The following is a 23,078-nucleotide window of genomic DNA, read 5'->3' as shown; positions in this document are numbered from 1 at the left end:
TAAAAATACAATGAGCCAACCCGTTATAATACGTGATGCAAAGCCAAGTGATGCGAAAACAATTTTGCACTTTATTACCGAACTTGCCATATATGAAAAAGAACCGGATGCAGTTAAAACAGACGAACAGGCTATTTTAGATACTCTGTTTAGTGAAGGTGCTACTGCGCACAGCATAATTTGTTTAGAAGGTGATGAGCCAATTGGTTTTGCGGTCTATTTTTATAATTACTCTACATGGTTAGGTAAAAATGGCCTATACCTTGAAGATTTATACGTAAGCCCAGATAGCCGTGGCAATGGTGCAGGCAAAGCCATTATGAAGCACTTAGCTAATAAGGCGATTAGTAATGACTGTGGTCGTTTTGAATGGGTAGTGCTTGATTGGAATAAACCCGCTATCGATTTTTACAATAGCATTGGTGCAAAGCCGCAAAACGAATGGATTATATATCGCTTAACAGGGCAGGAATTACTAGACTTCGCTAAATAGTTAATGAAAATCATTTGCATTTAGTTTTGTGGGTGTGTAAGTTAACTACACGCCCATAAATAAACGTGCAGATGATTATATGATCTCAAATCAAAAACAATCCCACTCAGATTTACTTTGTCTTGATCAAGCATTAAGCCCTTGGCAGTCGAATATAATGCAAGGTAATTATGCATTTGAACAAGGTGCACTTCTCGAAGCCCGCGATAAATACTTATTAGCTAAAACACTTGCAGATCATCTTCTTCAGCAGTTTTTATATGCTCAGATTAATAACAATGTCATCCATGCTATTGAGCATTGCATACCCGCACTTGTTGTTGCTTCACATAATTTAGCTGATACCTATATAGCTATGCAACAGCCTGAAAATGCATGCAAATGGCTATGCGAAGTACACTTAACACTCTCTTCATTAATTAAGCATACTCATTACGATATACAAAAAGTGAGTAAGCATCATTACATTAAAACTTCCTCTGAACTTGTATCATTCGCACAGCGTTATCCTTCTTTTCCAGAACTTATTGAGCAAGTGAATTTTTGTTTAAGCTCAAACACACCTCCAAACAACCAGTTGCACTAAAAAGGAGTAATTTATGTCGTTTACCTTGCCAGCACTTAATTATGAATATGATGCACTTGAGCCTCATATAGACAGTAAAACAATGTATATTCATCATACTTTACATCATCAAACCTACATAAATAAGGCTAATACAGCATTAGAGAACACTGAATATGCTAACGTAAATGCTGAGGAGTTACTTATTAATATAAGTAAGCTGCCCACTCAATTGCAAAAAGCGGTTCAAGAACACGTAGGTGGGCACTTTAATCACAGTTTGTTTTGGCAAGTAATGAGCCCGCAAGGAGGTGGTAAACCTGAAGGTATTGTGGCCCAAGCTATAAATGAGCAACTCGGCGGTTTTGATGAATTTAAAGAGGAATTTACAGCCGCTGCAATTAGCCAATTTGGTAGTGGCTGGGCGTGGTTATGCGTCACGCCAGATGAAAAGCTGATTGTACAAAATAGCGCTAATCAAGATTGCCCTTTAATGCATGGAAATACCCCTATTTTGGGACTTGATGTATGGGAACATGCCTATTACTTGAAATATCAAAATAAGCGCCCTGAGTATATCGCTGCTTTTTATAATGTAATTAATTGGACTGAAGTTGAAAAGCGCTACTTAGCTGCTATTAGTTGAGTTCCGAATATGGCTAGTAAAGTGAGTTTTTTTCTATAAGCTAGACTCTATTAGGTTATTTTACAGAGTCGCTTATGGACATTTTACATTGGCAAAAAGCACGTCAGAGTCGCGATCCTCGTTTTGACGGGCTTTTTTATGTTGCTGTTAAAAGTACCGGTATTTATTGCAGACCTATTTGCCCTGCACCAACGGCTCACGAAAAAAACGTCACGTATTATCAGTTTGCGCATAATGCAGCCCAAGCTGGGTTTAGGCCATGTATACGATGCAGACCCGATAGTGCCCCAGGCAGCGCTGCTTGGCAGGGTACAAAAACCACAGCTCTGAGAGCTAAGCAATTAATTGATCAAAATGATGAGCACGACTGCGAAAAATTAGCCGCTCGTTTAGGCATAAGTAGTCGTTATTTAAGACAGTTGTTTAAGCAGCATTTTGGCGTGTCGATTACGCAATACCGATTATTTAACCAGTGTCACTTTGCTAAAAAGCTGATTCAAGAAACACATTTACCTCTTACCGAAATAGCATTTTCTGCTGGCTTTAAAAGCATTAGGCGCTTTAATGATGCTTTTTTACAGCAGTTAAATATAGCTCCCTCAAAGCTGCGCAGTGGCGATAAAAAACCAACATCAACACTCACTTTAACGCTACCATTTAGGCCGCCTTATAATTGGCCTGCTTTGCAGAGCTTTTTACAAAGGCGTTTGATAAAACCAATGGAGTGGATAACGCAAACGAGCTACGGACGTACTTTTGCAAGTGAGGAATATAAAGGAAGCTTTACTGCTGAATTTATAGAGAGTAAAAACCATTTTATTGTATCTATCGATATAGATAATACGGCTTATTTGCAATCGGCTATAAATAATATACGTCGTGTGCTTGATTTAGATGCCGATATTAATTTAATTCAAACGCATTTAAGGGCTAATATAAACAATGCATTTACAGTGTGTGAAGGGCTCAGGCTTCCGGGGATTTGGTCAAGTTTTGAAGCCGGTATAAGGGCAGTACTTGGGCAACAAGTGAGTGTTACTGCCGCGCATAATTTAGTAACAACGTTAGTTGACGAATTAGGCGAAAAAGAGGGCGATGCCGTTTATTTTCCTACGGCTAAAATTGTTGCTAATAGTGATTTTGCATTTTTTAAAATGCCACAAGCACGCAAAAATGCGCTACACAACTTAGCCCAGTTTTGTGCACTAAATCCTGAAAATGACGATTTAGACGAATGGCTTAATTTAAAGGGAATTGGTCCTTGGACGGTAAATTATGCAAAGTTGCGAGGGCAAAGCCAGCCCGATATATTACTTGATGGCGACTTAGGTGTTAAAAAAGCTCAAGCGGCGGCAAACCCTTTCGTACCTGCTAACAGCGCTCCTTTTCGCTCTTACTTAACTTTTCAACTTTGGCAGCAATTATAATGATCATTCAAACATCCATTTCGAGCCCTATAGACGACATAATTATTCAAGCGACAGATAAAGGAGTGAGTTACGTTGGGTTTTATCCTCCAGTTGAGCACCTTCATACGCCATTTGAGCAAGTCGCTAACAAGGCGGTGCTTATTTGTGCTGCGCAGTTAAATGAGTACTTTGCAAAAAAACGTACTACTTTTGATGTACCACTTGATACAAATGGTACGGTATTTCAACAAAGCGTATGGCAAGCACTATTAACGGTACCTTTTGGAAAGTCGCAAACATACGGCTATATTGCAAACCAACTCAATAATCCAAAAGCAGTGAGGGCAGTAGGTGCTGCGAATGGTAAAAATCCGATTAGTATTATAGTGCCTTGCCACCGAATTATTGGCGCAAATGCAAAGTTAACGGGCTATGCTGGTGGGCTTGATAGGAAACTTTGGTTGCTGAAACACGAAGGATTAATGTAAATTAATTGATAAAATATAGCCAGTCTGCTTAACTCAACCTATAATTTAAATAATCAACTAATAAAAATTATTATGCGTATTAATAGCTTAGTGTACTTTTTTATTGCCAGTTTAATGTTTACCGCTACTGCGTTTAGCAAGCCGCAAAGTCTCGTGTTTTGTTACGAAGACAAAAATATAGCTCCTATGTTTTTAGGTGATGGCCAAAATATACCAACAGATAAACCTGGTGCATCAATCGAAATACTTCAAAAACTTGATTTAGCATTGCCCAATGTAGCAATATCATTTGTTAGAAAGCCATGGCGTAGATGCTTAAACGATTTAGAATTTAATCGAGTTAATGCTGTTATTGCAAGTTACCGCAAAGGGCGAGAAAACGTTGCTGTTTACCCTGTTGATGAGCAAGGTAAGTTACAAGATGACTACGCAGTAAGTGAATTTGGCAGCTGCCTTATAGGGCGTTATAAATTTCATAAGGAATGGGAGACTCGTGAAGTATTTCAAAATAAAGCATTTACGATAGCTATTCCTAATGGTTATGGGCTAAATAGCGCGTTAAAAGAAGAACCATTTTTTATTCATAATACGTTTTCTAAAAGCAAAGCTTTTGAGTTGCTAGATAAGGGGGTAGTGCAAGCGAGCGTTGATCTATGCCAAGTAGATAGCTTAAAAGTGTCGAGTTATCCGTATGAGGGTAATAATGTTAAACCTATTTATCCCCCTTACGAAACCAGCCATGGTTATCTTGTTTTTTCAAAAAAATTCACGAAGAAAAAAATGCTCTAAGCTTACAAATGTGGCAGTGGTTATCAAAATTTGAAAGTGCACCTGTGTATATTAAATACTTACAAACACTTAAATAAACAGGCCCTGACAAAATAAAATTCGCGTTTGTAAATTGGTATTAATTTAATATTAAGGTAGCATAAGCGGACTTTTTATAAAATGGCACCGCAATGGCTCAATTATACTTTTACTACTCTGCAATGAATGCAGGTAAATCAACCACGTTATTACAATCTGCATTTAATTATAAAGAACGTGGTATGGAACCTGTGATCCTTACTGCGGCCATTGATGATAGACAAGGCGTGGGTAAAGTATCGTCTCGTATTGGTTTGCAAGCTGATGCGCATGTATTTGATGCCAGTAAAGATGTTTTTGATCTTATTCAATCACTCAATAATGATAAAAAGCGCCATTGTGTGTTAGTTGACGAGTGCCAATTTTTATCAAAAGAACAAGTAATGCAATTAACCGATGTGGTTGATGAGCTTGGTATACCGGTATTGTGTTATGGCCTGCGTAATGACTTTAGAGGCGAGCTATTTATAGGGTCGCAATACTTACTTGCGTGGGCTGATAAGTTAGTTGAGCTCAAAACTGTATGCCACTGCGGGCGTAAAGCTAACCATGTACTTCGTACCGATGAAAATGGTGATGCAATAGCCGATGGTAACCAAGTAGAAATTGGCGGCAATGACCGATATGTTTCGGTATGCCGCAAACATTATAAAGCCGCGTTAAATATGGGCCGACAAAGCATTTAAAAATATATCAATATCTTCGCGCGTAATATCTAAATGCGTTACTAGCCTAAGCTGCTTGCTTGGGCTAAATAATATACCTTGTTGTTTAAGTGCCTCAGCAATCTCTTCAATGTTTATACTGTTAGTGTATGTTGCGTAAACCATATTAGTGGTGTTACTCATATCGACAGTAAAGCCACTGATTTCACTTAATTGTTGAGCCAAATAACGTGCATTTGCATGATCGTCTTTTAAGCGCTCTACATTGTGCTCAAGTGCAAACTGCCCAGCGGCTGCAAGCATTCCGGCTTGGCGCATACCGCCACCAAGTACTTTTCTCCATCGTCTTGCTTTATTAATAAGTGCTGGTGAGCCTAATAATAAAGAGCCTACGGGCGCTCCCAAGCCTTTAGATAAACAAATAGAAACTGAATCAAAGTGTTTTGTAATTTCAGTGATATCAACATTTAGCTCAACTGCGGCATTAAATGCTCGTGCGCCGTCTAAGTGCAGCGCTAAATTATGTGTGTTAACAAAGTCACGAGCTTGGGCTAAGTACTCAAGAGGCAGCACCTTTCCGCCAATGGTATTTTCTAAACTAAGCAATCGCGTTTTTGCAAAATGACAATCGTCTGGTTTTATAGCCGTCGATATTTTACTAAAAGGTATACTGCCATCAGCATCGTTTTCGATAGGCTGTGGTTGCACAGACCCTAAAACAGCTGCACCGCCGCCCTCAAACTTATAGTTATGCGCATTTTGGCCACAAATGTATTCGTCACCTCGCTCACAATGCGCCATTATTGCAAGTAAGTTGGCTTGTGTACCTGAGCTACAATAAAGTGCGGCTTCAAAGTTAAAACGCTTACACGCATAAGCTTCTAGTTGGTTAACGCTTTCATCATCACCATATACATCATCACCAACCGGTGCGCTGCACATAATATCGCGCATTTCTTTTGTTGGTTTTGTAACTGTATCAGAGCGAAAATCTATCATGATTGCCTTATCCTTTTTATTGTTTTTAATAAAATTGGTATTAATCAAGCTCGCTACAAATTTGCTCGCGGGTTTCTTTATCAAAGTAGCTCCATGCAATAAAGCGGCTAATTTTTTGACCTTGTGCCATATCAACTATTTTATATTGTGCTATCGGGTGGGCTTTTAATACTTTTTCAAGGGCTGCAATATTATCTTTTTTGGATACTAACGACGTAAACCACAGTACTTGCTCTGCAAAGTCTTCGCTTTCTTTAATCATATTAGAGATAAACTGTACTTCACCGCCTTCGCACCATAATTCATTATTATGGCCACCAAAGTTAAGCGCGTTACTTGGTGTTTTGCCTAAGTTTTTCCATTTACGTTCACTACCTTTAGTCGCTTCTTCTTCACTGGCATGAAACGGAGGATTACAAAGTGTTAAATGGAATAAATCTTTTTGATTTATAACGCCTTTAAAAATATGTGATGCGTTTTTTTGTTGTTTTAGGGTTATTTTTAAACCATTAAACTGAGCAATTTGCTTTGCTATTTTTACTGAGGTTGCATCAATATCAGTCCCTGTAAAATGCCACTTATATTCACTTGTACCAGTAAGCGGATAAACTAAATTAGCACCAGTACCAATATCAAGTACTTTAATTTGCTTACCTAAAGGTATTTGTTGTTGATTATCATCACTTAATAAGTCGGCTAAGTAATGAATGTAGTCAACACGCCCAGGTATAGGCGGGCACAAGTTGTGCTCGGGAATATCCCAAAAATCAATATTATAATGTGCTTTTAAAAGGGCTTGATTGAGTGTTTTAACGGCTTTGTTATCACTAAAATCAATACTTTTAGTACCTGCAGGTGTGGTTATAACAAAAGGCAGTAGAGCAGGGTGCTCTGTTGTTAATAAATTGAAGTCGTAACCATTTTTATGTAGGTTACGAGGGTGTAATTTTGAACGTGCTTTATTTTCTTTCATGGCTTCATTTTAACAACAGATATGATGTGGTGATTGTAACAAATGCTGATGAGTAAAGTGCAGACATTTCCTTTGGTATATTTAATATTGCTGGTAGGATGAGTTGAAAATAATAAAAAGGAATAACTGTGGCAATTTCTCAGCAATCAATAATAGTTGATTTAGACTCTCAGCAAACTCTTCATTTACGCCGTATTAGCGATGAAGATCAGCAAGGGCCCATCGTATTTTTTATGCATGGAGCAATAGAAAACGGTAAAATTTTTTACACCCATTCTAATAAAGGGCTTGCCCCTTTTTTGGCTGAGCATGGGTATAGATGTTATGTGGCTGATTTACGTGGACGAGGTGATAGTAAGCCAATTATTTCGAGCGAGTCCGAATATGGACAAACTGAGTCTATCCTAGAAGACATTCCTGCCTTTATTAAGCAAATAGAGTTGATTGAAGGCAAGAAGCCTGACTACTGGGTCGCTCACTCTTGGGGCGGGGTATTGATGAACAGCGCGTTTGCACGTTTTCCAGAATATATTAATGATGTAAAAGCGTGTGTGTATTTTGGCTCTAAGCGTTCTTTATTTAATAATCATCCTCAAAAATTATTACAAGCCAATTTAATTTGGTATTTTATGGCACCTTTACTTGCTAAAAAACACGGCTATTTAAATGCTAAAGGTTATAAGTGGGGAAGCGATAACGAAACTCAAAAGTCGCATTATCAAAGTATGCAATGGGCTAAAAAGAAGCCATGGATAGATTCTGATGATAATTTTGATTATGCAAAAGCGCTAAACAACCTGCATTTACCGCCAACGCTTCATATTGCTGCGGTAAAAGATAAAGCATTAGCGCAACCAATCGATATTCAAAAATTTATGGACGAATCGGGGCTAGGCATTCAACAAATGCAAATTTACGGTCGTAAACACGGGCATAATTTTGATTACGATCATATTAATATGCTTACCCACCCAAGTGCGCGTGATGATCAATTTAAAGATTTACTTAATTGGTTTAAAGCACATCCGATTAATTAATTCTCATCAAGTAACTTTAAAAGAGGTGTTTTGTAACGCTCCCACTTAGCGATTGCGGCGTTATTAATAGGTTGGCGAATAGCATGTTTACTCAAGGTCGTTACCGGTGTTTTTTGTTTATAAAATGCTAAGCAGCGCTCTTCAAAACTACAGTTTAAAAAACCAAGTAACTGCGTTAGCTGCTCTTTTGGGTTACTCACTAAATCTTCGTAACTGACATCATAAATTGGCATCTCTTTAAAAGAGTGCCAATGGCTCATCAATTTTTCATACAACTTATGATAAAGCTTAAACTCAGGTAGTGAGCAAAAGTAAGGCTCGTTTTCAGCAAAGTAATTAGTGAAGATAGAAAATGCGGTGGCATTAAAATCACGACTTAAATTTATAAATTTAGCATTTGGAAATAGAATATATATAAGTCCGAGCGACTGATAATTACTCGGCAGTTTATTTATTATAAAAGGTCTGATGGGCGATGCTGTTTTTAATGTTGTAATATACAGCTCGCGGACTTTTTTGATTAAATCCGGCGTTAAATATGCTAAACATTGCGGGTAAGTCACTCCCGTTTTTTGTTCGATAAAAGCAACTGCGTTATTACTAATACTCGTGCTCTCTCCTAGGCTCGAAAACTGACTATGGCTTGCCAGCATTTGCTCCACAAGGGTAGAACCACTACGAGGCATGCCAATAATAAATACAGGCGTGATATTACCCGTAAACTTTTTATCGGCAGAGGCTATAAACTCCTCGGTGTTGTATTTTATTATTTCATCGTAAAAAGGGGTTAAATCTTTAGTGTTAAATTCACTTAATTTTTTTTGTAATTTATTCGCCAATATAAAATAATTAAATGCTTGCTCGGTATCCTCAAGTGCATCGTAACTGTTTGCTAATGCGTAGTAACACACCATTTTTAAACGTAAATTACTCGTTTGAGTTAATAAGTGGTGCAAATTACTTACATAATTATGCTCATTATCAAAGCGACCTAACTGCACAAGTTCAAATAAAATATAAGCTGTTACAGGGTATACCCCAATACTGAGTGCATGAGCAAAGGTTGTATGAGCTTTATCTAACTCGCCATGTGTTAAATAGTGCTGTGCTAAGTAATAATGAGGCTCTGGGTTATGACTTGCTAATTTTTTTGCGTATTCAAGCACCGTTAGTGCATCGTTTGGCGAATGAACACCGTTAAATGCATCAGCAAGGGCATGTAATGGTTCAAGCATATGAGGCAAGCGCTCACAGGCTTTTTGGAGTAGGTATACAGCAGCGTCGTAACGTTCTAGTCGTAAGGCAATTCTGCCTAAGCCAAATAAAGCCTCACCATTTTCAGGGTTACTATTTAATAGCGTTTTAAAATGAAACTCAGCTTCTTTGAGTTTATTTTGTTGCAGTAGTTGGTTGGCTTTTTCAAGTAGCATAGTTATACCAATTTTATTAAAAAAATAATCATTCTATCGCATTAAATAGCGTACTCACTGCGTTAAAAATTATTCATATAGAGCAACTATATATCATAGTTTTCGCCTTGTTATTACGCTATTTTCTGAGCGCTATAATAGAACACTTATTCAATGCAATTGGTATTGTTCATTATTATTTTTATTAACTATAAAATTAAAAAGGCGAAATGTCTTTAACATTTCGCCTTTGGTTCTTCATGAAAATAGTTTAAAAAGTATATGTTGCTTTAGCGTAGTAAAAGCCACCGTTAATACCAAACGGAGATGTTTCGTAGAACTGACCACCCCAGTTGTTATTAGGGATGCCCGTTGCATCTGCAAAATCAAGTTTTTCAGCATCTTGGTCGAATAAGTTTTGAGCACCTACTGAGAAGCTAACTGATTCATTTAAGAAGTAAGTTACTTCAGCATCAATAGTGACTGCAGCATCTGCTGTTTTAGCTGTTGCATCATAATCAACGTGAACACCTTGGTATTCGCCGTAGTAGTTTGCACGAGCAAATGCAGAAACTGATTCCCATTGTTGAGACAATGTGAACGTTGCACGATGATTAGGTAAATCTTCTTCTAAACGCTTAACTTTAAACGCACCTGTAATTTCACTAAATTTAGTTACTTCAGTATCATTCCAGTTATATGCAAGGCTAAATGTAGAGCTACCGCCCATTAATTCAGCTGTATAGTTTGCAACTAAATCGATACCTTGTGTTGTTGTGTCAAAGTCGTTTGTAAAAAAGCTTACCTGAGCAAGACCTTGTACATTAGGTACTCCTGCTGCTGCAAGGGTATCTTTGTCTGCTTGGCTTAAGTTGATTTTATCTGATTGGCTAATACGGTCATCTACTTGGATGTTGTAGTAATCAAGCGTTAAAAATAATTCGCCAATTGTGTATACAGCACCAAGCGTATAACTTTGTGATTCTTCCGGCTCAAGCTCTGTACCACCTAATTGCACTGCAATTGGGTTTGTTGGTGGAAGAAGCGCTGAATCTTGTAATACACCGCCATCTAAACTTGTTTGTACATTACTTACGTTAGCTTGACCAACCGTTGGTGCACGGAAACCACTGCTTACAGAGCCACGAATATTTAAATCTTCAGTTAAATGGTATTGAGCCATTACTTTGTAGTTAGTGGTAGTGCCAAAGCTGTCGTAGTCTTCAAATCGAAGTGCTACGCCCATTAAGAAGTCTTCAGTAAACGGTGCTTCAACATCAACATATGCTGCATAGTTACGGCGAGAAAATTCACCTGCTTGTGATGGTTTAAAACCAGGAAAGCCGTTAGAGCCAATACCAAAACCTTGTGCTGTTAAAGGGCCTGCAGTGTAAGATTCTTCATCACCAGAGACGATAGTGAATGTTTCTTCATGCCATTCAAAACCACCGGCAATGTTTACATCATATGCTAAACCAAAGTCGACACCCTTTGATAAATCAAAGTTAAAGTTTTTCTCTAGCTGTTCGTATTTACCTGGGCTAAAGTCACGTGGCGTATCTGCACCTAAAGAGGCATTAACCGTATTGTAAATAAAGTAACGTGATTCATTTAAACCCACAGTACCGCTTAAGTCATAGTAAGTATCTTTTAAGAAACCACCAGTGAATCGCCCTTTAGTACCAATAGTTAAAGAAGTATCAGTAATGTTGCCGCCAAAGTTAGGTGTAAAACCACCTGGAAGCATCTCGTTAAAGGCAAAACAATCTGGGTTGTTTGCTACACCATTTATGTAAGCTGGATCATCTAGTACGTTGGCATCTGTTATTGCAATAGTAGGACAATTAGCACTCATATCAGGTGTTGTGTCGGCAACGAGTAGTGTTTCGCCACCATCGTTAGAGTAAACGCCAGAACGTGTTTGCGGGTTACGGTAGTAAAAGCCACCACGTACATCACGTTCAGAGTAGTTACCGAACATGTAAAATTCAGAGTCATTTGTTAGCTCTAAACCCACGTTACCAAAAATTGTAATATCGTCATCTACTTCTGGTGCGCCCCATACTTGTGCAAGCGAAGATACATCAGGAACACCGGCCGCTGAAAGTGCAGCAGCATCGGCACGTTGTACTGATCGGCTTGTTGCATCAGCTGTTTTATATTGAAAACTTAAGTTAGCAAAGCCATTGTCGGTAAATGGTAAACCCACGTTACCCGACACTTGTGTTGTATCGCCGTCGCCTTCATAAAATTGACCATGGCGGATTTCTAATTTACCACCTTCAGAAGCGTCTTTTAGTTGGAAGTTCATTACACCGGCAATCGCATCAGAACCATACTGAGCTGCTGCGCCATCACGAAGTACTTCTACTTGTTTAATCGCGATGCTTGGAATAACTGAAATGTCAGCACCTTGAGCGCCATCGTTAATACCACCGCCTAAAAATGCAATTACAGAAGCACGATGACGACGTTTGCCGTTTAAAAGAACCAATGTGCTGTCTGACGGTAAACCACGTAAGTTAGCTGGGCGAACAAGAGAGGCCGCATCACTAATAGGATTTTGGTGTACGTTAAAAGATGGCACAGCACCTTTTAAAAGCTCAAGCATGTCGGTATTGCCTGACTTTTCAAGTTCTTCGCCGCCAATAATATCGATTGGAACCGGTGAGTCACCAATTGAACGTGGAGCTGAACGCGTACCAACTACGGCAATTTTCTCTACGTTTTTATTTACTTTAGTTTGCTGTTGCTCGTCTGCTGCAATAGCAGAACCAGAAATAAACAACCCTGCAGTGGTTGTAGCTAAGGCAAATTTAATTGCTTGGTTTAGCGCATTACTTTTTAATTTCATTCTAATTTTCCCCAGTTAGAATAATTCTTATCTTTGATGCTGATTTCACATCTTTTATTTTTGCTTAATTTTTTGTTTCACATAAGTTTGAGTTTTTAGCTCAACAGCCTAATCAATTAAGCTTACTTTTTGTGAAGTCCTATCTACAGACTATAGGTAAAAAACGGGAAGGGCAATTGTTAATTAACCATTTGATAACAAAAAAGTTCACTTCAAGAAAAAATGCAATAGTGGTGCAAAGTAAAGGGAAAATGAACTAAATAGGTGCAAATAGGGCTTTTTAGGGGAGTGTTAATGCGCTGGCAATGTTTAAATGTTATTTATTTGTTTCTTTTTTGTGGGGGTTTCAATGTTTTGTTCGCATCGCCAAGCTGCTAATTTTTCTTTGTATTCATCCCACACGCAGGGGCAGCAACTGCCTCCACCGCAGCATTCATCAGATTTTGGTTTTTCAGGTTTTTTCGGTAATTGGTTTGTCATATTCTGCACTTTTGTATGTATTTAATACTAATTTGGTGCAAAGGGTAAGTTAAAGGATGCTGTAAGTAAATTATTCTTTGTGAACCTGTGTTGCTGTGTGAAAATAAAAGTTATGCGATTATATAAAGTTATTCACCGTGCACCTTGGCGGGTAGTTAAAATTAGTAAGAAACGCCAACAGCTGCGTTTTCGTCGTGCTATGGTGGCGCTTAAAATTGCACTTGCTCAAGAAAGACAAGAAACCAAAGAAATGCTCTCTATTTATAGGCGCTATACCCAAGGCCAAACAAGTAAAGAAGAATTAAAACGCGCTAATGAACAGTTTGTTGATATTTTGAAAGGGTTAGGGCTCGGTGTGTTTGCAGTATTACCTTTTGCCCCGCTTACAATTCCTTTAGTTGTTAAATTAGGGAGTTTAGTGGGAGTTGATGTACTGCCAAGCTCGTTTAATATGAGCAAATCTATTAAAGAGCTTGATGCAAAAATAGATCAAGAAAATCAAAAGCAAGAATCCAAAAATAGCTTAAAAAAGTAACTAAAATCCCTCCAAATTAGCGATACCTTTTAGGTGCGCTTATTGATATGCTCTTAAGTACCATTTTTATATTATATGAGCTTTTTAATGAGTGCATTACTACGTCATACATCTTCTGGTATTCCTTTATCTTTTATTCTTAAAAACGAATTATCTGACTGGCAAGCACAGCAGCCTGCATTTATACAAAATTGGTTAACTAATACAGGTTTTGAAAAGCAAGGTGTTGCTTTAATCCCTGATGCTAAAACGGGCGAGTTAAGCCAGGTATTTTGTTTAATGCAAAGCAGCGATGATTTTTGGGCTGCGGGTAATTTAGCAAATACACTGCCTACTGGTACTTATCAAATTCAAGGCGACAGCGCTTTTGTAGAGCAAGTTGCTTTAGGGTTTGTACTTGGTGGTTACGAATTTAGTGAATATAAAGAAAAGCCAACAGCTAAAGCGCAATTAGCCATTAGCGATAAAGCGTTGTTTGAACGTGTTAGCCAACAAGCTGATGCTATTACACTTGCACGTGATTTAGTTAATACTCCAGCGGTAGATATGATGCCGCAACATTTATCGCAAGTAATGGAAGATTTAGCTGCAACTTACAATGGCGAATTTTCACAGTGGATTGGCGATGAGTTACTAGAGCAAAACTACCCAACTATTCATATGGTGGGTCGTGCAAGTGAAAACAAACCACGTTTACTCGATTTAAAATGGGGCGCAGCAGACGCTCCATTAATTACGCTAGTAGGTAAGGGCGTATGTTTTGACTCAGGCGGACTTGATTTAAAACCGAGCTCTGGCATGCGTAACATGAAAAAAGACATGGGCGGCGCGGCGCACGTAATTGCACTAGCACAGCTTATTATGGCAGCTAACTTACCAATTAGATTACGAGTGCTTGTACCTGCTGTTGAAAATGCAGTATCGCGCAATGCATTTCGCCCGGGCGATGTTGTTAAAACACGCAAAGGCATTATGGTCGAAATTGATAATACAGACGCAGAAGGGCGCTTAGTATTGTGTGATGCATTAAGCGAAGCACAAAACGATAATCCTGAGCTAATTATTGATTTTGCTACCCTCACGGGTGCATGTCGTGTTGCACTGGGCACGGAGCTTCCGGGCTTTTTCTCAACAGAGCGCGATGTAGCAAACGGTATTATTGATGCAGGTTTAAGTGTACATGATCCTGTTTGGCAACTTCCGTTGTTTGAGCAATACAAAAACTTACTAAAAAGTGATGTAGCCGATATGGCAAACTGTGCAAGTACACCGTTTGGTGGTGCTATTACTGCAGCGCTTTACTTAAAAGAATTTGTTGAGCCAACAACACCGTGGGTACACTTTGATGTAATGGCGTGGAACTTACGTGCATTACCAGGTCGTCCAACGGGTGGTGAAGCATTAGGTATTCGTGCAGTGTTTAACTACTTACAAAATCGTTTTAATAAGTAAGTTTTTGATTCAATAGTAAGAACTTGAGCTTATGAGTTTTAAACCTCATAAAGCTCAAGTGGCAAGTTATCTGGATCGGCAAAAAAGGTAAACTTTTTGCCGGTTATTTCATCCACTCTAATATCCTCAACGTTTACATCGCACGACTCTAAATACGTTTTTGCAATCTGTACATCCGCTACCTTAAAAGCTAAATGTCTTAAGCCTTGTGCTTCGGGATAGCTTGGTCTTGCGGGCGATCCATCAAACGAAAATAGCTCTATTTGGCTACCATCGGGCATGGCTAAATCTAACTTATATGAATTACGATCAGCTCTAAAGTGCTCATTAATAACGTCAAGTTTAAGTACATTGCTATAAAAGTGTTTAGAACGTACATAGTCACTACAAATAATCGCAGCGTGATGAATACCTAAAAGTTTCAAGTTTAATTCCTTAAAAAGCAAAAACGCACTTAAATAAGTGCGTTTTAAATGTGGCTTATTACATGTTGTGTTAGCTTTGCTCGGCTTCTTTACATGCTTTAACAGCCGGTGCTACAAGCTCTAAACCAGTTTTATCACATGGCGGTAAAGCGGCATCACTTACACTAATAGGCGTTACACGTTCGCCCCATTTTATGTAACTTGCAGCCCACGTAAGACCTGCACCAAATGCAGCAGACATAATATTTGAATGCGGTTTAATTAACCCTTGCTCAACCGCTTCACATAACGCAATAGCAATCGTAGCAGCAGAGGTATTACCATACTCACCAATGTTAACCATTACTTTTTCGTCAGGTACTTTTAAGCGATGCTGAATAGCCTGAATAATACGTAAGTTAGCTTGGTGTGGAACGAGTACATTAATGTCGTCAAGGCTCAAATCAGCTTGCTTAAGTACGTCGTCGCAGGCTTCACTCATACCTTTTACAGCACGTTTAAATATTTCACGACCTTCAAATAATAAATCAGAAGGGCCAATTGGCTCATACTTATTTAAATCGCTACCAAAGTTGGTGATGTGTAAAATATCGCGGTCTTCGCTGTCACAACCGGTTTTGGTACCAAGTAAACCAGCAGGCGTATCGGCAGCTTCAAGTATTACTGCACCTGCGCCATCGCCAAATAAAACAGCGCTATCGCGACGTGCCCAGTTTACGTACCAGGTCATACGCTCAGCGGCAATGACCACGGCTTTTTTGATCATACCCGCTTGAATTTGTGCTGTAGCAGCTTGCAATGCATATAAAAAGCCCGAACATGCCGCGTTTGTATCCATTGCGGCAGCGCCGGTTGCACCAATATTTTTTTGCACTTGTGAGGCGGTATTTGCCACAACAGTAGAAGGTGTACAAGTGGCTAATATCACTAAATCAATATCTTTAGGATCAACGCCCGCGCACGCAATAGCATGCTTAGCAGCAACGGTTGCCAGCTCGGCGGTACTTACATGGCTCACTCGGCGAGATTTAATGCCTGTACGCGTGGTTATCCACTCGTCGGTGGTATCAACTATTTCACTAATTTCATCGTTGCTAATGCTTGCTGGTGGAATGCATTTACCCCAACCAGTGATATGTGCGTAAGGCATAGTATGTTCTCTTAAGGTGGTCTGACATGTATTTCTAATGGGTGAGTTATACCAAAAAACGGCTTTCAAGACTAGTTTATAGCATGCTTTGTGTCGTAAATATTCGCAATTACAGGTTATTTAAGGTAATGCTAGTATAAAAAAGGAGCAAGTATGAAAACAACACTAATAACAACATTCACTGCAATAACGCTGGCATTAATTGCAAATGGGGCTTTTGCCCAACAGCATAAAATTATTTATGCGGGCAGCTTACTTGCATCTGAGGATCAAAAAGCAAAAACAGAGCAAACGTTAGTCATAACAGATAATACAATAACAGCCATTAAAAACGGCTACCTCACAAAAGCAGAACTTAACCTATCTGATGCCGATATTATCAATCTTAAAAATCAATTTGTAATGCCTGGTCTTATTGATATGCATGTTCACGTTACGTTTGAGCGAGATGCTAAAGCAAACCCTCACCGCTGGGCAACAGAATATGATGCCGATTATGCTTTGCGCTCAATTAAATATTTGCAACGTACGCTCGATGCGGGTTTTACATCAGTGCGAGATTTAGGTAGCGATCATAAAGTTATATTTCCGCTAAAACGCGCTATCGAGAGAAATGATATTAACGGCCCTCGTATTTTTGCAGCGGGTAATACAATATCGCCTACCGGTGGACACGCTGATATGCACGGTTATCGAAAAGATATTACAGATGCGGTTACAGGTGGGATTGGTATTTGTAATGGCGCGGATGATTGTAGCCGTGCGGTACGCGAGGTAATAAAAAGTGGCGCTGATGTAATTAAAATTACTGCCACAGGCGGAGTATTGAGTAATACCGCCGCAGGGGTTAACCAACAACTTACAGATGCAGAGCTGATTGCAATTGTTGCTACTGCTCATCACTTGGGTCGTAAAGTTACAGCGCATGCGCACGGTACACAAGGTATAAAAGCGGCCTTAAAAGCCGGTGTAGATTCTATTGAGCATGGCTCTTATTTAGATAAAGAGGCAATAAAGTTATTTAAAAAAACGGGAGCTTATTTAGTACCGACGCTTTTAGCGGGTGCAACGGTAAGCGAAGAGGTGCTTACAAATCCAAATATGCCACCGGCAATAGTCGACAAAGTGCGTGAAGTGACTCCAAAAATGCAGGCTTCGTTCAAACTTGCACTGAAAAACAAGGTTAATATAGCCTTTGGAACAGACTCAGGTGTGTCGCGTCATGGGCTTAATGCTAACGAATTTAGTTTAATGGTAAACAATGGTATGAGCGAAGCCCAAGCTATTAAGTCAGCAACCATACATGCAGCTAAACTACTGGGGCAAAGCGCACTCATTGGCGACTTGAGTGTTGGTAAACAAGCAGATATTATCAGTGTGAATGGCTCACCGCTTAAAAATATCGACGTACTTAAAAACGTGCAATTTGTTATGAAAGCCGGGCAAGTTTATAAACAATAGGGAAAGTTATGAGCAGCAAAATAAAAGTGTCGTTGTTTAATCATTTGATTGACGCTGAGCGCCAGTTACTAGACCCAGAAGTTCGCCAATCTGAGCGCGCATTAGATGCTTTACTCGATGATGAATTTATCGAAATTGCTGCCAACGGCACTACATTTAATAAATACCAAGTACTTACCCGCTTACCTACCGAGGTTGTGCCACAGTTTTATAATCAGCATTTTAAGGGCCGAATGCTGAGCGATGATGTAGTGCAACTTAGTTATCAAGCAGCTTATAGGCGCTCTGCTCGCAGTGAATTTAATTATTCATTGCGTATGTCGCTTTGGCGCCAAACTAACGGGCAATGGAAAATGGTGTTTCACCAAGGAACGCCTTGTGCACCGTTTTCAATTTCAATTTCGATGGATGATGATTAAAAATCATATAACCGTTAAAATAACCTTATTAAACATTTGATTGGGCAATCACCTCTTGTTAATGCAAACCGACCCCACCATTAGTCGACTATTAATGCTGCGAAGCGGCGCTATTGCGGTGCAATTAATTGCTGTGCTTAGCGTTTATTTTTTACTAGAACATCAAATCGCATTACTGCCATTACTGATTGTTATTGCCGTTGAGGCTGTGTTTCAGCTTATTAGCCTGTTTGCCTATCGTAATGTAAGCCGCGCTAAACCTTTGGGTATGTTGATGCAGTTAACCGCTGATGTATTATTTTTAACGGTTTTGCTCTCTCTAAGCGGTGGTGCAACCAATGCATTTGTATCACTGTTATTGCTCCCGATAATGATCGCTGCTGTTACGTTGCGAGAAAAAGGATTAGCTTATATTGCGGTATTAGCCATTGCCGCATACAGTTTTTTACTGATAAAGATGCCCGATCACAGCATGCATCAAATGAATATGAGTGGTCACTTTATTGGCATGTGGGTCAATTTTGTTTTAAGTGCCAGCGTAATCGCATTAGTAATTGGCGCAATGAGCAGGGCACTTAAAGAGCGAGAGCGAATTATTGCAAACGTGCGTGAAAAACAATTGCGTAATGAACAGCTTGTTACCCTTGATGGGGCCGCAGCACAAATAACCCATCAACTAGCGACCCCAATTGCAAATTTACAGCTATTGTTTGAAGAGTTATTAGAAGAGCAACCAAACAACCCCATTGTTAAGCACATGCAAGCGCCGCTTACTCAGTGTAGTACGCAACTTAACGACTTTAGAAGGCTCTCAGAGCAATTACGCCTTAAAAATTCGCAAGAGCATACCACCGTAAAGCAACTGCAAACGCAAATTACAGATACGCTTTTACTGCAATACGCTGATCAGCACATTAAATGGATTACGCCACCTATTGCAGCAACATTGATAAGTGATGCCATGTTATTGCCTGCTATTTTAAATTTATTGCAAAACGCCGCGCTCGCTAATCAAAAACAAGGTCAAACTCAATTAGAGCTGAGTTGGCAGCAAGATAACTTACATAGTGAATGCGTTTACTTGTTAATTCGCGATTTTGGCCCTGGCTTTTCATCATCGCAATTAGCAGAGCTGGGTGGTCAACTTATGCCAAGCGATCAAGGAATGGGGCTTGCTGTGCTTTTATCAAATGTTACCTTCGAGCGTTTAAATGGCTCACTTACCTTGTTTAACCATGCAGATGGCGGCGCTGTCGCCAAAGTTAAACTCGCTATTGTAAACACTGAGAATAACGCCTCATGAAGTTACTTATAATTGAAGACGACATTAATTTAGCCTGCACACTGGCAAGGCGCTTAACTAAACAAGGCTTTACCTGCGAGGTGGCGCATAATCAAAGTGATGCATTACTTACCGCGCGTAAACTATTGCCCGACTTTGTTTTATTAGACATGAAACTAGGTGACGATAACGGACTTACACTAATAAAGCCGCTGCGTAGTTTGCTCCCCCAAACTCATATTGTTTTACTAACCGGGTTTGCAAGTATAGCAACCGCAGTAGAGGCAATGCGTTTAGGCGCAAACGATTACCTTACTAAGCCGGTTGATATGGCAACATTATTAAAAGCGCTTAACACCGATCCTGTGTCATCGGCATCGAATGTTATTGATGATGCGGTTATGTCGCCGGAGCGCTTAGAGTGGGAGCATATTCAACAAGTATTACACAGTAATAATGGCAATGTGTCGGTTACCGCGCGGCAACTTAATATGCATAGACGTACTTTGCAGCGCAAGTTACAAAAAAAGCCGGTGCAGCAGTAATTTATTACTTAATTTAAGGGAGGTGTTATGAGCGATGATGCAGCTATATTAATGCAAAACCAAAAAATTATTTTATTTGATGCGCAATGTAAGCTTTGCAGCGCGTGGTGTAACTTTATTATTGCTCACGATAAAACTACTATTTTTAAATTATGCAGCGTGCAATCTCCAAAAGGAGAACTGTTGTTAACACACTTTGGTTTTTCAACCAGTGAATACGCTTCAATGGTGCTTGTTGAAAATGGTAAAGCATTTACACAAAGCCATGCTTTTTTTAATGTTGTTAAGCAGCTAGGTTACCCATACAAACTAGCAAACGTATTTAGTATTTTGCCAAATAGGTTTAATAATTGGTTATACGATAGGGTTGCTTTAAATAGGTATTCGTTATTTGGAAAATATCAGTATTGCAGAGTACCCAACCCAGAGGATGCTAAACATTATTTATAAATTAGGCGTTAATACACTGCAGTATAAGTAGATGATAGGTTTATGAGGTTGTGCTAAAATCGCCGCGTTTAATTTTAGCTAACGGTATAAAAGGCTTTTTTCATGGCAAACACAGCACATGCACTTCACATTTTGGTTAAGCACAAAGAAATTGCAGAAGATATTATTAAGCAATTAGGTAAAGGTGCAAAGTTTCAGACCTTAGCTAAAAAGTATTCGTCATGCCCATCGGGTAAAAAAGGCGGTGACTTAGGTGAATTTAGACGCGGACAAATGGTTCCACAGTTTGACAAAATTGCATTTAAAGGCGCAATTTTAGAGCCTCATCTAGTTAAAACTAAATTTGGCTGGCATGTAATTAAAGTACTTTATCGTACTTAGTTTATTTTTAAGTAAGAAGTAATCTTCGCTATATACAAGAAAGGCTGCAATGTGCAGCCTTTCTTAATTTTAAACTTTATTTGTGTATTAAGCGTCTTGCTTAGCTTCTTCTTCACTAATTTGTTTTAGTGCTTGAATGAATGAGTCGCTTGGTTGTCCGCCAGTAAGTGCATACTTATCGTTTATGATAAACGTAGGTACTGACGTAATACCCATCTGTTTAAAGTTGTCTTGCTCTTGGCGTACGTCTTGTACGTATTTGTCTGAATGTAGAATACCGCGTGCAGTTTCTTTATCAAGACCTACTTTTTCAACAACGTCGAGCAACGCTTCTTCTTGATTTAAGTATTTTAAATCTGTGAAGTGCGCTTCAAAAAAGGCGAGTTTTAGCTTCGTTTGCTTACCTTCTTCACGTGCCCACATTAATAAACGATGCAAATCAAAGCTGTTGATCATGATACGTTTGCCATCAAAATTAAAGGTAAACCCAGCACGCTGACCGGCTTCGAACATGTTTTTACGATTTTCGTCGCCTTGCTCTTCTGTTAGGTTGTACTTTTGCATTAAGTGTTCGTTTAAGTCTTGACCTTCAATTGGCATATCTGGGTTTAGTTCAAAAGGATGCCACGTAATATCTGCGCTCATTTCGTCTTTGAGTTGCTCTAGTGCAGTTTCTAGGTTTTTATAACCCACTACACACCAAGGGCACATTACGTCTGAAACGATATCAATTTTAAAGTTTTTCATATTTATCCTTTTGAGGATTGCTTTGGTATAACAGGGGATATTGGGATGAACTGCACTTTATCAATGCCAAACTAAAAAGAGCAGCTAAGCAGCTGCTCTTGAAGGTATTCAGTTTTAAGCGTTAAGGCCAAATGGGTCGTCAATACTATAACTTGGTTGTGTAAACCAATGAGGGCCGTTGTCGGTCATGTAAAAATGATCCTCTAAACGCACGCCAAATTCATCGGGTATAACTAACATTGGCTCGTTACTAAAGCACATGCCTGGGGCAAGTGGGGTTTTATCACCGCCAACTAAGTATGGCCATTCGTGAATATCTAGCCCAATACCGTGACCCGTTCGATGCGGGCAACCCGGTGTTTGGTAATGCGGGCCTAGCCCTTGCGCTGCTAAATAGTTACGTGCGCCCGCGTCAACGTCTTCGCACGTAGCACCAATTTTAGCTGCATTAAACGCGGCCATTTGCGCTGCTTTTTCATGATCCCAAAACATCCGTTGGCGCATTGTTGGTTCGCCAAATACATAGGTACGGGTTATATCTGATAAGTAATAGTGTACTTTACAGCCAGTATCAATTAGTACCATATCGCCTTTTTTAAGTATTTGGGCATCTTTAACACCGTGCGGGAAAGACGTTGCAACACCAAATAAAACAATACAAAAATAGTTACCTGGCGCACCTACTTTTTGGTGTGCTTGCTTAATAAAAGCTTCTACTTCGGTGGTGGTTATTCCCTCATAAAGCATGCTTGCTGTGGCTTGATGCACGGCTAAGGTCATGTCCATCGCGCGTTGCATTAAGCTAAGTTCATGAACTGATTTATGCATACGGCAATGCGCCGTTACAGGTTGTGCATTTATGAGGGTTAAACCCATTTGTGCTTTATTAATGCCGTCGAATATAAAAAATTGTGCGCTTTCATCAATGCCAATAGTTGCGTTTTCATTAATGTTTAACTTTTTTAATACTTCGACAAAAAGTGCATAAGGATTTTCGTGCTCTTGCCACCCATGAATAGGTCCCTCTATTACTTTAAACCCGTTTAGTGAACCAATTTCGAAATAAGGCGCAATGTATTGTACTTCACCAAGGGCGGGTAATATCGCGCCAACTATGCGCTCGCTCGCGTACCATTTCATGCCTGTAAAGTAGGTAAGGTTGGTGCCAGCGTTTAAATAAATTGCATCTATGTTGTTTGCTATCATATACGCTTGCGCCTTGGCTATGCGCTCTAAATGTTCGTCAGCTGCGATAGGGGTCAGCGTTTGCGTCATGTTACTTAGGCTTGCCAGCGCTTGCTCGCTTGATTGTGTACCAATACCTATGGTGGTCATATTTTTCTCCT

Annotated in this window: 25 protein-coding genes; 16 read left to right on the top strand and 9 right to left on the bottom strand. The window is 39.4% G+C overall.

The window, feature by feature from the left end:
- Positions 1 to 10 precede the first annotated feature (10 nt).
- The 7 genes from ABX891_RS19200 (at position 11) to ABX891_RS19170 (ending at position 5,154) form a co-directional block, all read left to right on the top strand.
- Positions 11 to 493 carry a GNAT family N-acetyltransferase gene (locus ABX891_RS19200; protein WP_024608844.1) on the top strand — a complete coding sequence of 161 codons (483 nt, stop codon included), beginning with the start codon at positions 11 to 13 and terminating at the stop codon, positions 491 to 493.
- Positions 494 to 572: 79 nt separating this feature from the next.
- Positions 573 to 1,079: a DUF2753 family protein gene (locus ABX891_RS19195; protein WP_354630401.1), complete on the top strand. Its 507-nt coding sequence runs from the start codon at positions 573 to 575 to the stop codon at positions 1,077 to 1,079.
- A gap of 13 nt (positions 1,080 to 1,092) precedes the next feature.
- Positions 1,093 to 1,704, top strand: coding sequence for a superoxide dismutase (locus tag ABX891_RS19190; RefSeq protein WP_354630400.1), 612 nt, complete (start codon positions 1,093 to 1,095; stop codon positions 1,702 to 1,704).
- A gap of 74 nt (positions 1,705 to 1,778) precedes the next feature.
- The gene (locus tag ABX891_RS19185; RefSeq protein WP_354630399.1) at positions 1,779 to 3,131 is read left to right on the top strand and encodes a DNA-3-methyladenine glycosylase 2 family protein; all 1,353 of its coding nucleotides are present in this window, start codon (positions 1,779 to 1,781) and stop codon (positions 3,129 to 3,131) included.
- A complete protein-coding gene (locus ABX891_RS19180) occupies positions 3,131 to 3,601 on the top strand; it encodes a methylated-DNA--[protein]-cysteine S-methyltransferase (protein WP_024605686.1) in 471 nt (156 codons plus the stop codon). Before ABX891_RS19185 ends, ABX891_RS19180 begins: the two co-directional genes overlap by 1 nt.
- A 72-nt stretch (positions 3,602 to 3,673) precedes the next feature.
- Positions 3,674 to 4,390: an amino acid ABC transporter substrate-binding protein gene (locus ABX891_RS19175; RefSeq protein ID WP_354630398.1), complete on the top strand. Its 717-nt coding sequence runs from the start codon at positions 3,674 to 3,676 to the stop codon at positions 4,388 to 4,390.
- A gap of 170 nt (positions 4,391 to 4,560) precedes the next feature.
- Positions 4,561 to 5,154, top strand: a complete 594-nt coding sequence (locus ABX891_RS19170; RefSeq protein ID WP_166377125.1) for a thymidine kinase — start codon at positions 4,561 to 4,563, stop codon at positions 5,152 to 5,154.
- Here ABX891_RS19170 and ltaE read toward each other — a convergent pair.
- A complete protein-coding gene (gene ltaE / locus ABX891_RS19165; protein WP_354630397.1) occupies positions 5,128 to 6,132 on the bottom strand; it encodes a low-specificity L-threonine aldolase in 1,005 nt (334 codons plus the stop codon). The genes ABX891_RS19170 and ltaE overlap by 27 nt on opposite strands.
- Positions 6,133 to 6,172: 40 nt before the next feature.
- Positions 6,173 to 7,105 (bottom strand): 23S rRNA (adenine(1618)-N(6))-methyltransferase RlmF, encoded by a 933-nt coding sequence (rlmF, locus tag ABX891_RS19160; RefSeq protein ID WP_354630396.1) that lies wholly within the window; start codon positions 7,103 to 7,105, stop codon positions 6,173 to 6,175.
- Positions 7,106 to 7,233: 128 nt separating this feature from the next.
- Here rlmF and ABX891_RS19155 point away from each other — a divergent pair, with 128 nt between their 5' ends.
- Positions 7,234 to 8,142 (top strand): alpha/beta fold hydrolase, encoded by a 909-nt coding sequence (locus tag ABX891_RS19155; RefSeq protein ID WP_024605689.1) that lies wholly within the window; start codon positions 7,234 to 7,236, stop codon positions 8,140 to 8,142.
- Here ABX891_RS19155 and ABX891_RS19150 read toward each other — a convergent pair.
- The 3 genes from ABX891_RS19150 to ABX891_RS19140 form a co-directional block, all read right to left on the bottom strand.
- Positions 8,139 to 9,572, bottom strand: a complete 1,434-nt coding sequence (locus ABX891_RS19150) for a tetratricopeptide repeat-containing sulfotransferase family protein (RefSeq protein WP_024605690.1) — start codon at positions 9,570 to 9,572, stop codon at positions 8,139 to 8,141. The genes ABX891_RS19155 and ABX891_RS19150 overlap by 4 nt on opposite strands.
- A 250-nt stretch (positions 9,573 to 9,822) precedes the next feature.
- A complete protein-coding gene (locus tag ABX891_RS19145; RefSeq protein ID WP_354630395.1) occupies positions 9,823 to 12,405 on the bottom strand; it encodes a TonB-dependent receptor plug domain-containing protein in 2,583 nt (860 codons plus the stop codon).
- 309 nt (positions 12,406 to 12,714) lie between these two features.
- Entirely contained in the window at positions 12,715 to 12,885 is a 171-nt protein-coding gene (locus ABX891_RS19140; protein WP_354630394.1) for an oxidoreductase-like domain-containing protein, read from the bottom strand.
- A 112-nt stretch (positions 12,886 to 12,997) separates the two neighbouring features.
- Here ABX891_RS19140 and ABX891_RS19135 point away from each other — a divergent pair, with 112 nt between their 5' ends.
- Both ABX891_RS19135 and ABX891_RS19130 read left to right on the top strand, forming a co-directional pair.
- Positions 12,998 to 13,420 carry a hypothetical protein gene (locus ABX891_RS19135; protein ID WP_354630393.1) on the top strand — a complete coding sequence of 141 codons (423 nt, stop codon included), beginning with the start codon at positions 12,998 to 13,000 and terminating at the stop codon, positions 13,418 to 13,420.
- A gap of 87 nt (positions 13,421 to 13,507) precedes the next feature.
- Positions 13,508 to 14,872, top strand: a complete 1,365-nt coding sequence (locus ABX891_RS19130) for a leucyl aminopeptidase family protein (RefSeq protein WP_354630392.1) — start codon at positions 13,508 to 13,510, stop codon at positions 14,870 to 14,872.
- A gap of 38 nt (positions 14,873 to 14,910) precedes the next feature.
- Here the strand turns inward: ABX891_RS19130 and gloA2 are convergent, their stop codons facing one another.
- Positions 14,911 to 15,297 carry an SMU1112c/YaeR family gloxylase I-like metalloprotein gene (gene gloA2 / locus ABX891_RS19125; RefSeq protein ID WP_024605693.1) on the bottom strand — a complete coding sequence of 129 codons (387 nt, stop codon included), beginning with the start codon at positions 15,295 to 15,297 and terminating at the stop codon, positions 14,911 to 14,913.
- A gap of 70 nt (positions 15,298 to 15,367) precedes the next feature.
- Positions 15,368 to 16,447 carry a ketoacyl-ACP synthase III gene (locus ABX891_RS19120; protein WP_101216126.1) on the bottom strand — a complete coding sequence of 360 codons (1,080 nt, stop codon included), beginning with the start codon at positions 16,445 to 16,447 and terminating at the stop codon, positions 15,368 to 15,370.
- A gap of 153 nt (positions 16,448 to 16,600) precedes the next feature.
- Between ABX891_RS19120 and ABX891_RS19115 the strand changes: the two genes are divergently transcribed.
- The 6 genes from ABX891_RS19115 to ABX891_RS19090 all read left to right on the top strand — a co-directional run bounded on the left by ABX891_RS19115 (position 16,601) and on the right by ABX891_RS19090 (position 20,985).
- Entirely contained in the window at positions 16,601 to 17,908 is a 1,308-nt protein-coding gene (locus ABX891_RS19115; RefSeq protein WP_354630391.1) for a metal-dependent hydrolase family protein, read from the top strand.
- An 8-nt stretch (positions 17,909 to 17,916) separates the two neighbouring features.
- Positions 17,917 to 18,327, top strand: coding sequence for a nuclear transport factor 2 family protein (locus ABX891_RS19110; RefSeq protein WP_024605696.1), 411 nt, complete (start codon positions 17,917 to 17,919; stop codon positions 18,325 to 18,327).
- Positions 18,328 to 18,388: 61 nt separating this feature from the next.
- On the top strand, positions 18,389 to 19,630 hold the full coding sequence (locus ABX891_RS19105) for a sensor histidine kinase (RefSeq protein WP_354630511.1): 1,242 nt from the start codon (positions 18,389 to 18,391) through the stop codon (positions 19,628 to 19,630).
- Positions 19,627 to 20,154, top strand: coding sequence for a response regulator transcription factor (locus tag ABX891_RS19100; RefSeq protein WP_354630390.1), 528 nt, complete (start codon positions 19,627 to 19,629; stop codon positions 20,152 to 20,154). The genes ABX891_RS19105 and ABX891_RS19100 overlap by 4 nt, the downstream gene beginning before the upstream one ends.
- A gap of 27 nt (positions 20,155 to 20,181) precedes the next feature.
- Entirely contained in the window at positions 20,182 to 20,604 is a 423-nt protein-coding gene (locus tag ABX891_RS19095; protein ID WP_182692720.1) for a thiol-disulfide oxidoreductase DCC family protein, read from the top strand.
- A gap of 102 nt (positions 20,605 to 20,706) precedes the next feature.
- Positions 20,707 to 20,985, top strand: a complete 279-nt coding sequence (locus ABX891_RS19090) for a peptidylprolyl isomerase (RefSeq protein ID WP_002959014.1) — start codon at positions 20,707 to 20,709, stop codon at positions 20,983 to 20,985.
- Between the two features lie 87 nt (positions 20,986 to 21,072).
- On the opposite strand, the gene ABX891_RS19085 is transcribed toward ABX891_RS19090, so the two are convergent.
- Both ABX891_RS19085 and ABX891_RS19080 read right to left on the bottom strand, forming a co-directional pair.
- Positions 21,073 to 21,732, bottom strand: coding sequence for a DsbA family oxidoreductase (locus ABX891_RS19085; protein ID WP_002959016.1), 660 nt, complete (start codon positions 21,730 to 21,732; stop codon positions 21,073 to 21,075).
- A 114-nt stretch (positions 21,733 to 21,846) separates the two neighbouring features.
- Entirely contained in the window at positions 21,847 to 23,067 is a 1,221-nt protein-coding gene (locus ABX891_RS19080; RefSeq protein WP_354630389.1) for a M24 family metallopeptidase, read from the bottom strand.
- Positions 23,068 to 23,078: the final 11 nt, after the last annotated feature.

The organism is Pseudoalteromonas sp. NCIMB 1079 (assembly GCF_040567695.1).
In the GTDB taxonomy this organism is placed as follows: Bacteria; Pseudomonadota; Gammaproteobacteria; order Enterobacterales; family Alteromonadaceae; genus Pseudoalteromonas; species Pseudoalteromonas distincta.
This window is presented reverse-complemented; position numbering and strand designations above follow the sequence as displayed.

Excerpts from the sequence above, each read along its gene's own strand:
- ABX891_RS19090 (WP_002959014.1), top strand. The coding sequence starts at position 20,707 with ATGGCAAACACAGCACATGCACTTCACATTTTGGTTAAGCACAAAGAA.
- ABX891_RS19200 (WP_024608844.1), top strand. The coding sequence starts at position 11 with ATGAGCCAACCCGTTATAATACGTGATGCAAAGCCAAGTGATGCGAAA.
- ABX891_RS19190 (WP_354630400.1), top strand. The coding sequence starts at position 1,093 with ATGTCGTTTACCTTGCCAGCACTTAATTATGAATATGATGCACTTGAG.
- ABX891_RS19105 (WP_354630511.1), top strand. The coding sequence starts at position 18,389 with ATGCAAACCGACCCCACCATTAGTCGACTATTAATGCTGCGAAGCGGC.
- ABX891_RS19110 (WP_024605696.1), top strand. The coding sequence starts at position 17,917 with ATGAGCAGCAAAATAAAAGTGTCGTTGTTTAATCATTTGATTGACGCT.
- ABX891_RS19185 (WP_354630399.1), top strand. The coding sequence starts at position 1,779 with ATGGACATTTTACATTGGCAAAAAGCACGTCAGAGTCGCGATCCTCGT.
- ABX891_RS19095 (WP_182692720.1), top strand. The coding sequence starts at position 20,182 with ATGAGCGATGATGCAGCTATATTAATGCAAAACCAAAAAATTATTTTA.
- ABX891_RS19135 (WP_354630393.1), top strand. The coding sequence starts at position 12,998 with ATGCGATTATATAAAGTTATTCACCGTGCACCTTGGCGGGTAGTTAAA.
- ABX891_RS19170 (WP_166377125.1), top strand. The coding sequence starts at position 4,561 with ATGGCTCAATTATACTTTTACTACTCTGCAATGAATGCAGGTAAATCA.
- ABX891_RS19145 (WP_354630395.1), bottom strand. The coding sequence starts at position 12,405 with ATGAAATTAAAAAGTAATGCGCTAAACCAAGCAATTAAATTTGCCTTA.
- rlmF (WP_354630396.1), bottom strand. The coding sequence starts at position 7,105 with ATGAAAGAAAATAAAGCACGTTCAAAATTACACCCTCGTAACCTACAT.
- ABX891_RS19150 (WP_024605690.1), bottom strand. The coding sequence starts at position 9,572 with ATGCTACTTGAAAAAGCCAACCAACTACTGCAACAAAATAAACTCAAA.
- ABX891_RS19130 (WP_354630392.1), top strand. The coding sequence starts at position 13,508 with ATGAGTGCATTACTACGTCATACATCTTCTGGTATTCCTTTATCTTTT.
- ABX891_RS19085 (WP_002959016.1), bottom strand. The coding sequence starts at position 21,732 with ATGAAAAACTTTAAAATTGATATCGTTTCAGACGTAATGTGCCCTTGG.
- ltaE (WP_354630397.1), bottom strand. The coding sequence starts at position 6,132 with ATGATAGATTTTCGCTCTGATACAGTTACAAAACCAACAAAAGAAATG.
- ABX891_RS19140 (WP_354630394.1), bottom strand. The coding sequence starts at position 12,885 with ATGACAAACCAATTACCGAAAAAACCTGAAAAACCAAAATCTGATGAA.
- ABX891_RS19115 (WP_354630391.1), top strand. The coding sequence starts at position 16,601 with ATGAAAACAACACTAATAACAACATTCACTGCAATAACGCTGGCATTA.
- ABX891_RS19100 (WP_354630390.1), top strand. The coding sequence starts at position 19,627 with ATGAAGTTACTTATAATTGAAGACGACATTAATTTAGCCTGCACACTG.
- ABX891_RS19120 (WP_101216126.1), bottom strand. The coding sequence starts at position 16,447 with ATGCCTTACGCACATATCACTGGTTGGGGTAAATGCATTCCACCAGCA.
- ABX891_RS19195 (WP_354630401.1), top strand. The coding sequence starts at position 573 with ATGATCTCAAATCAAAAACAATCCCACTCAGATTTACTTTGTCTTGAT.
- ABX891_RS19175 (WP_354630398.1), top strand. The coding sequence starts at position 3,674 with ATGCGTATTAATAGCTTAGTGTACTTTTTTATTGCCAGTTTAATGTTT.
- ABX891_RS19180 (WP_024605686.1), top strand. The coding sequence starts at position 3,131 with ATGATCATTCAAACATCCATTTCGAGCCCTATAGACGACATAATTATT.
- ABX891_RS19080 (WP_354630389.1), bottom strand. The coding sequence starts at position 23,067 with ATGACCACCATAGGTATTGGTACACAATCAAGCGAGCAAGCGCTGGCA.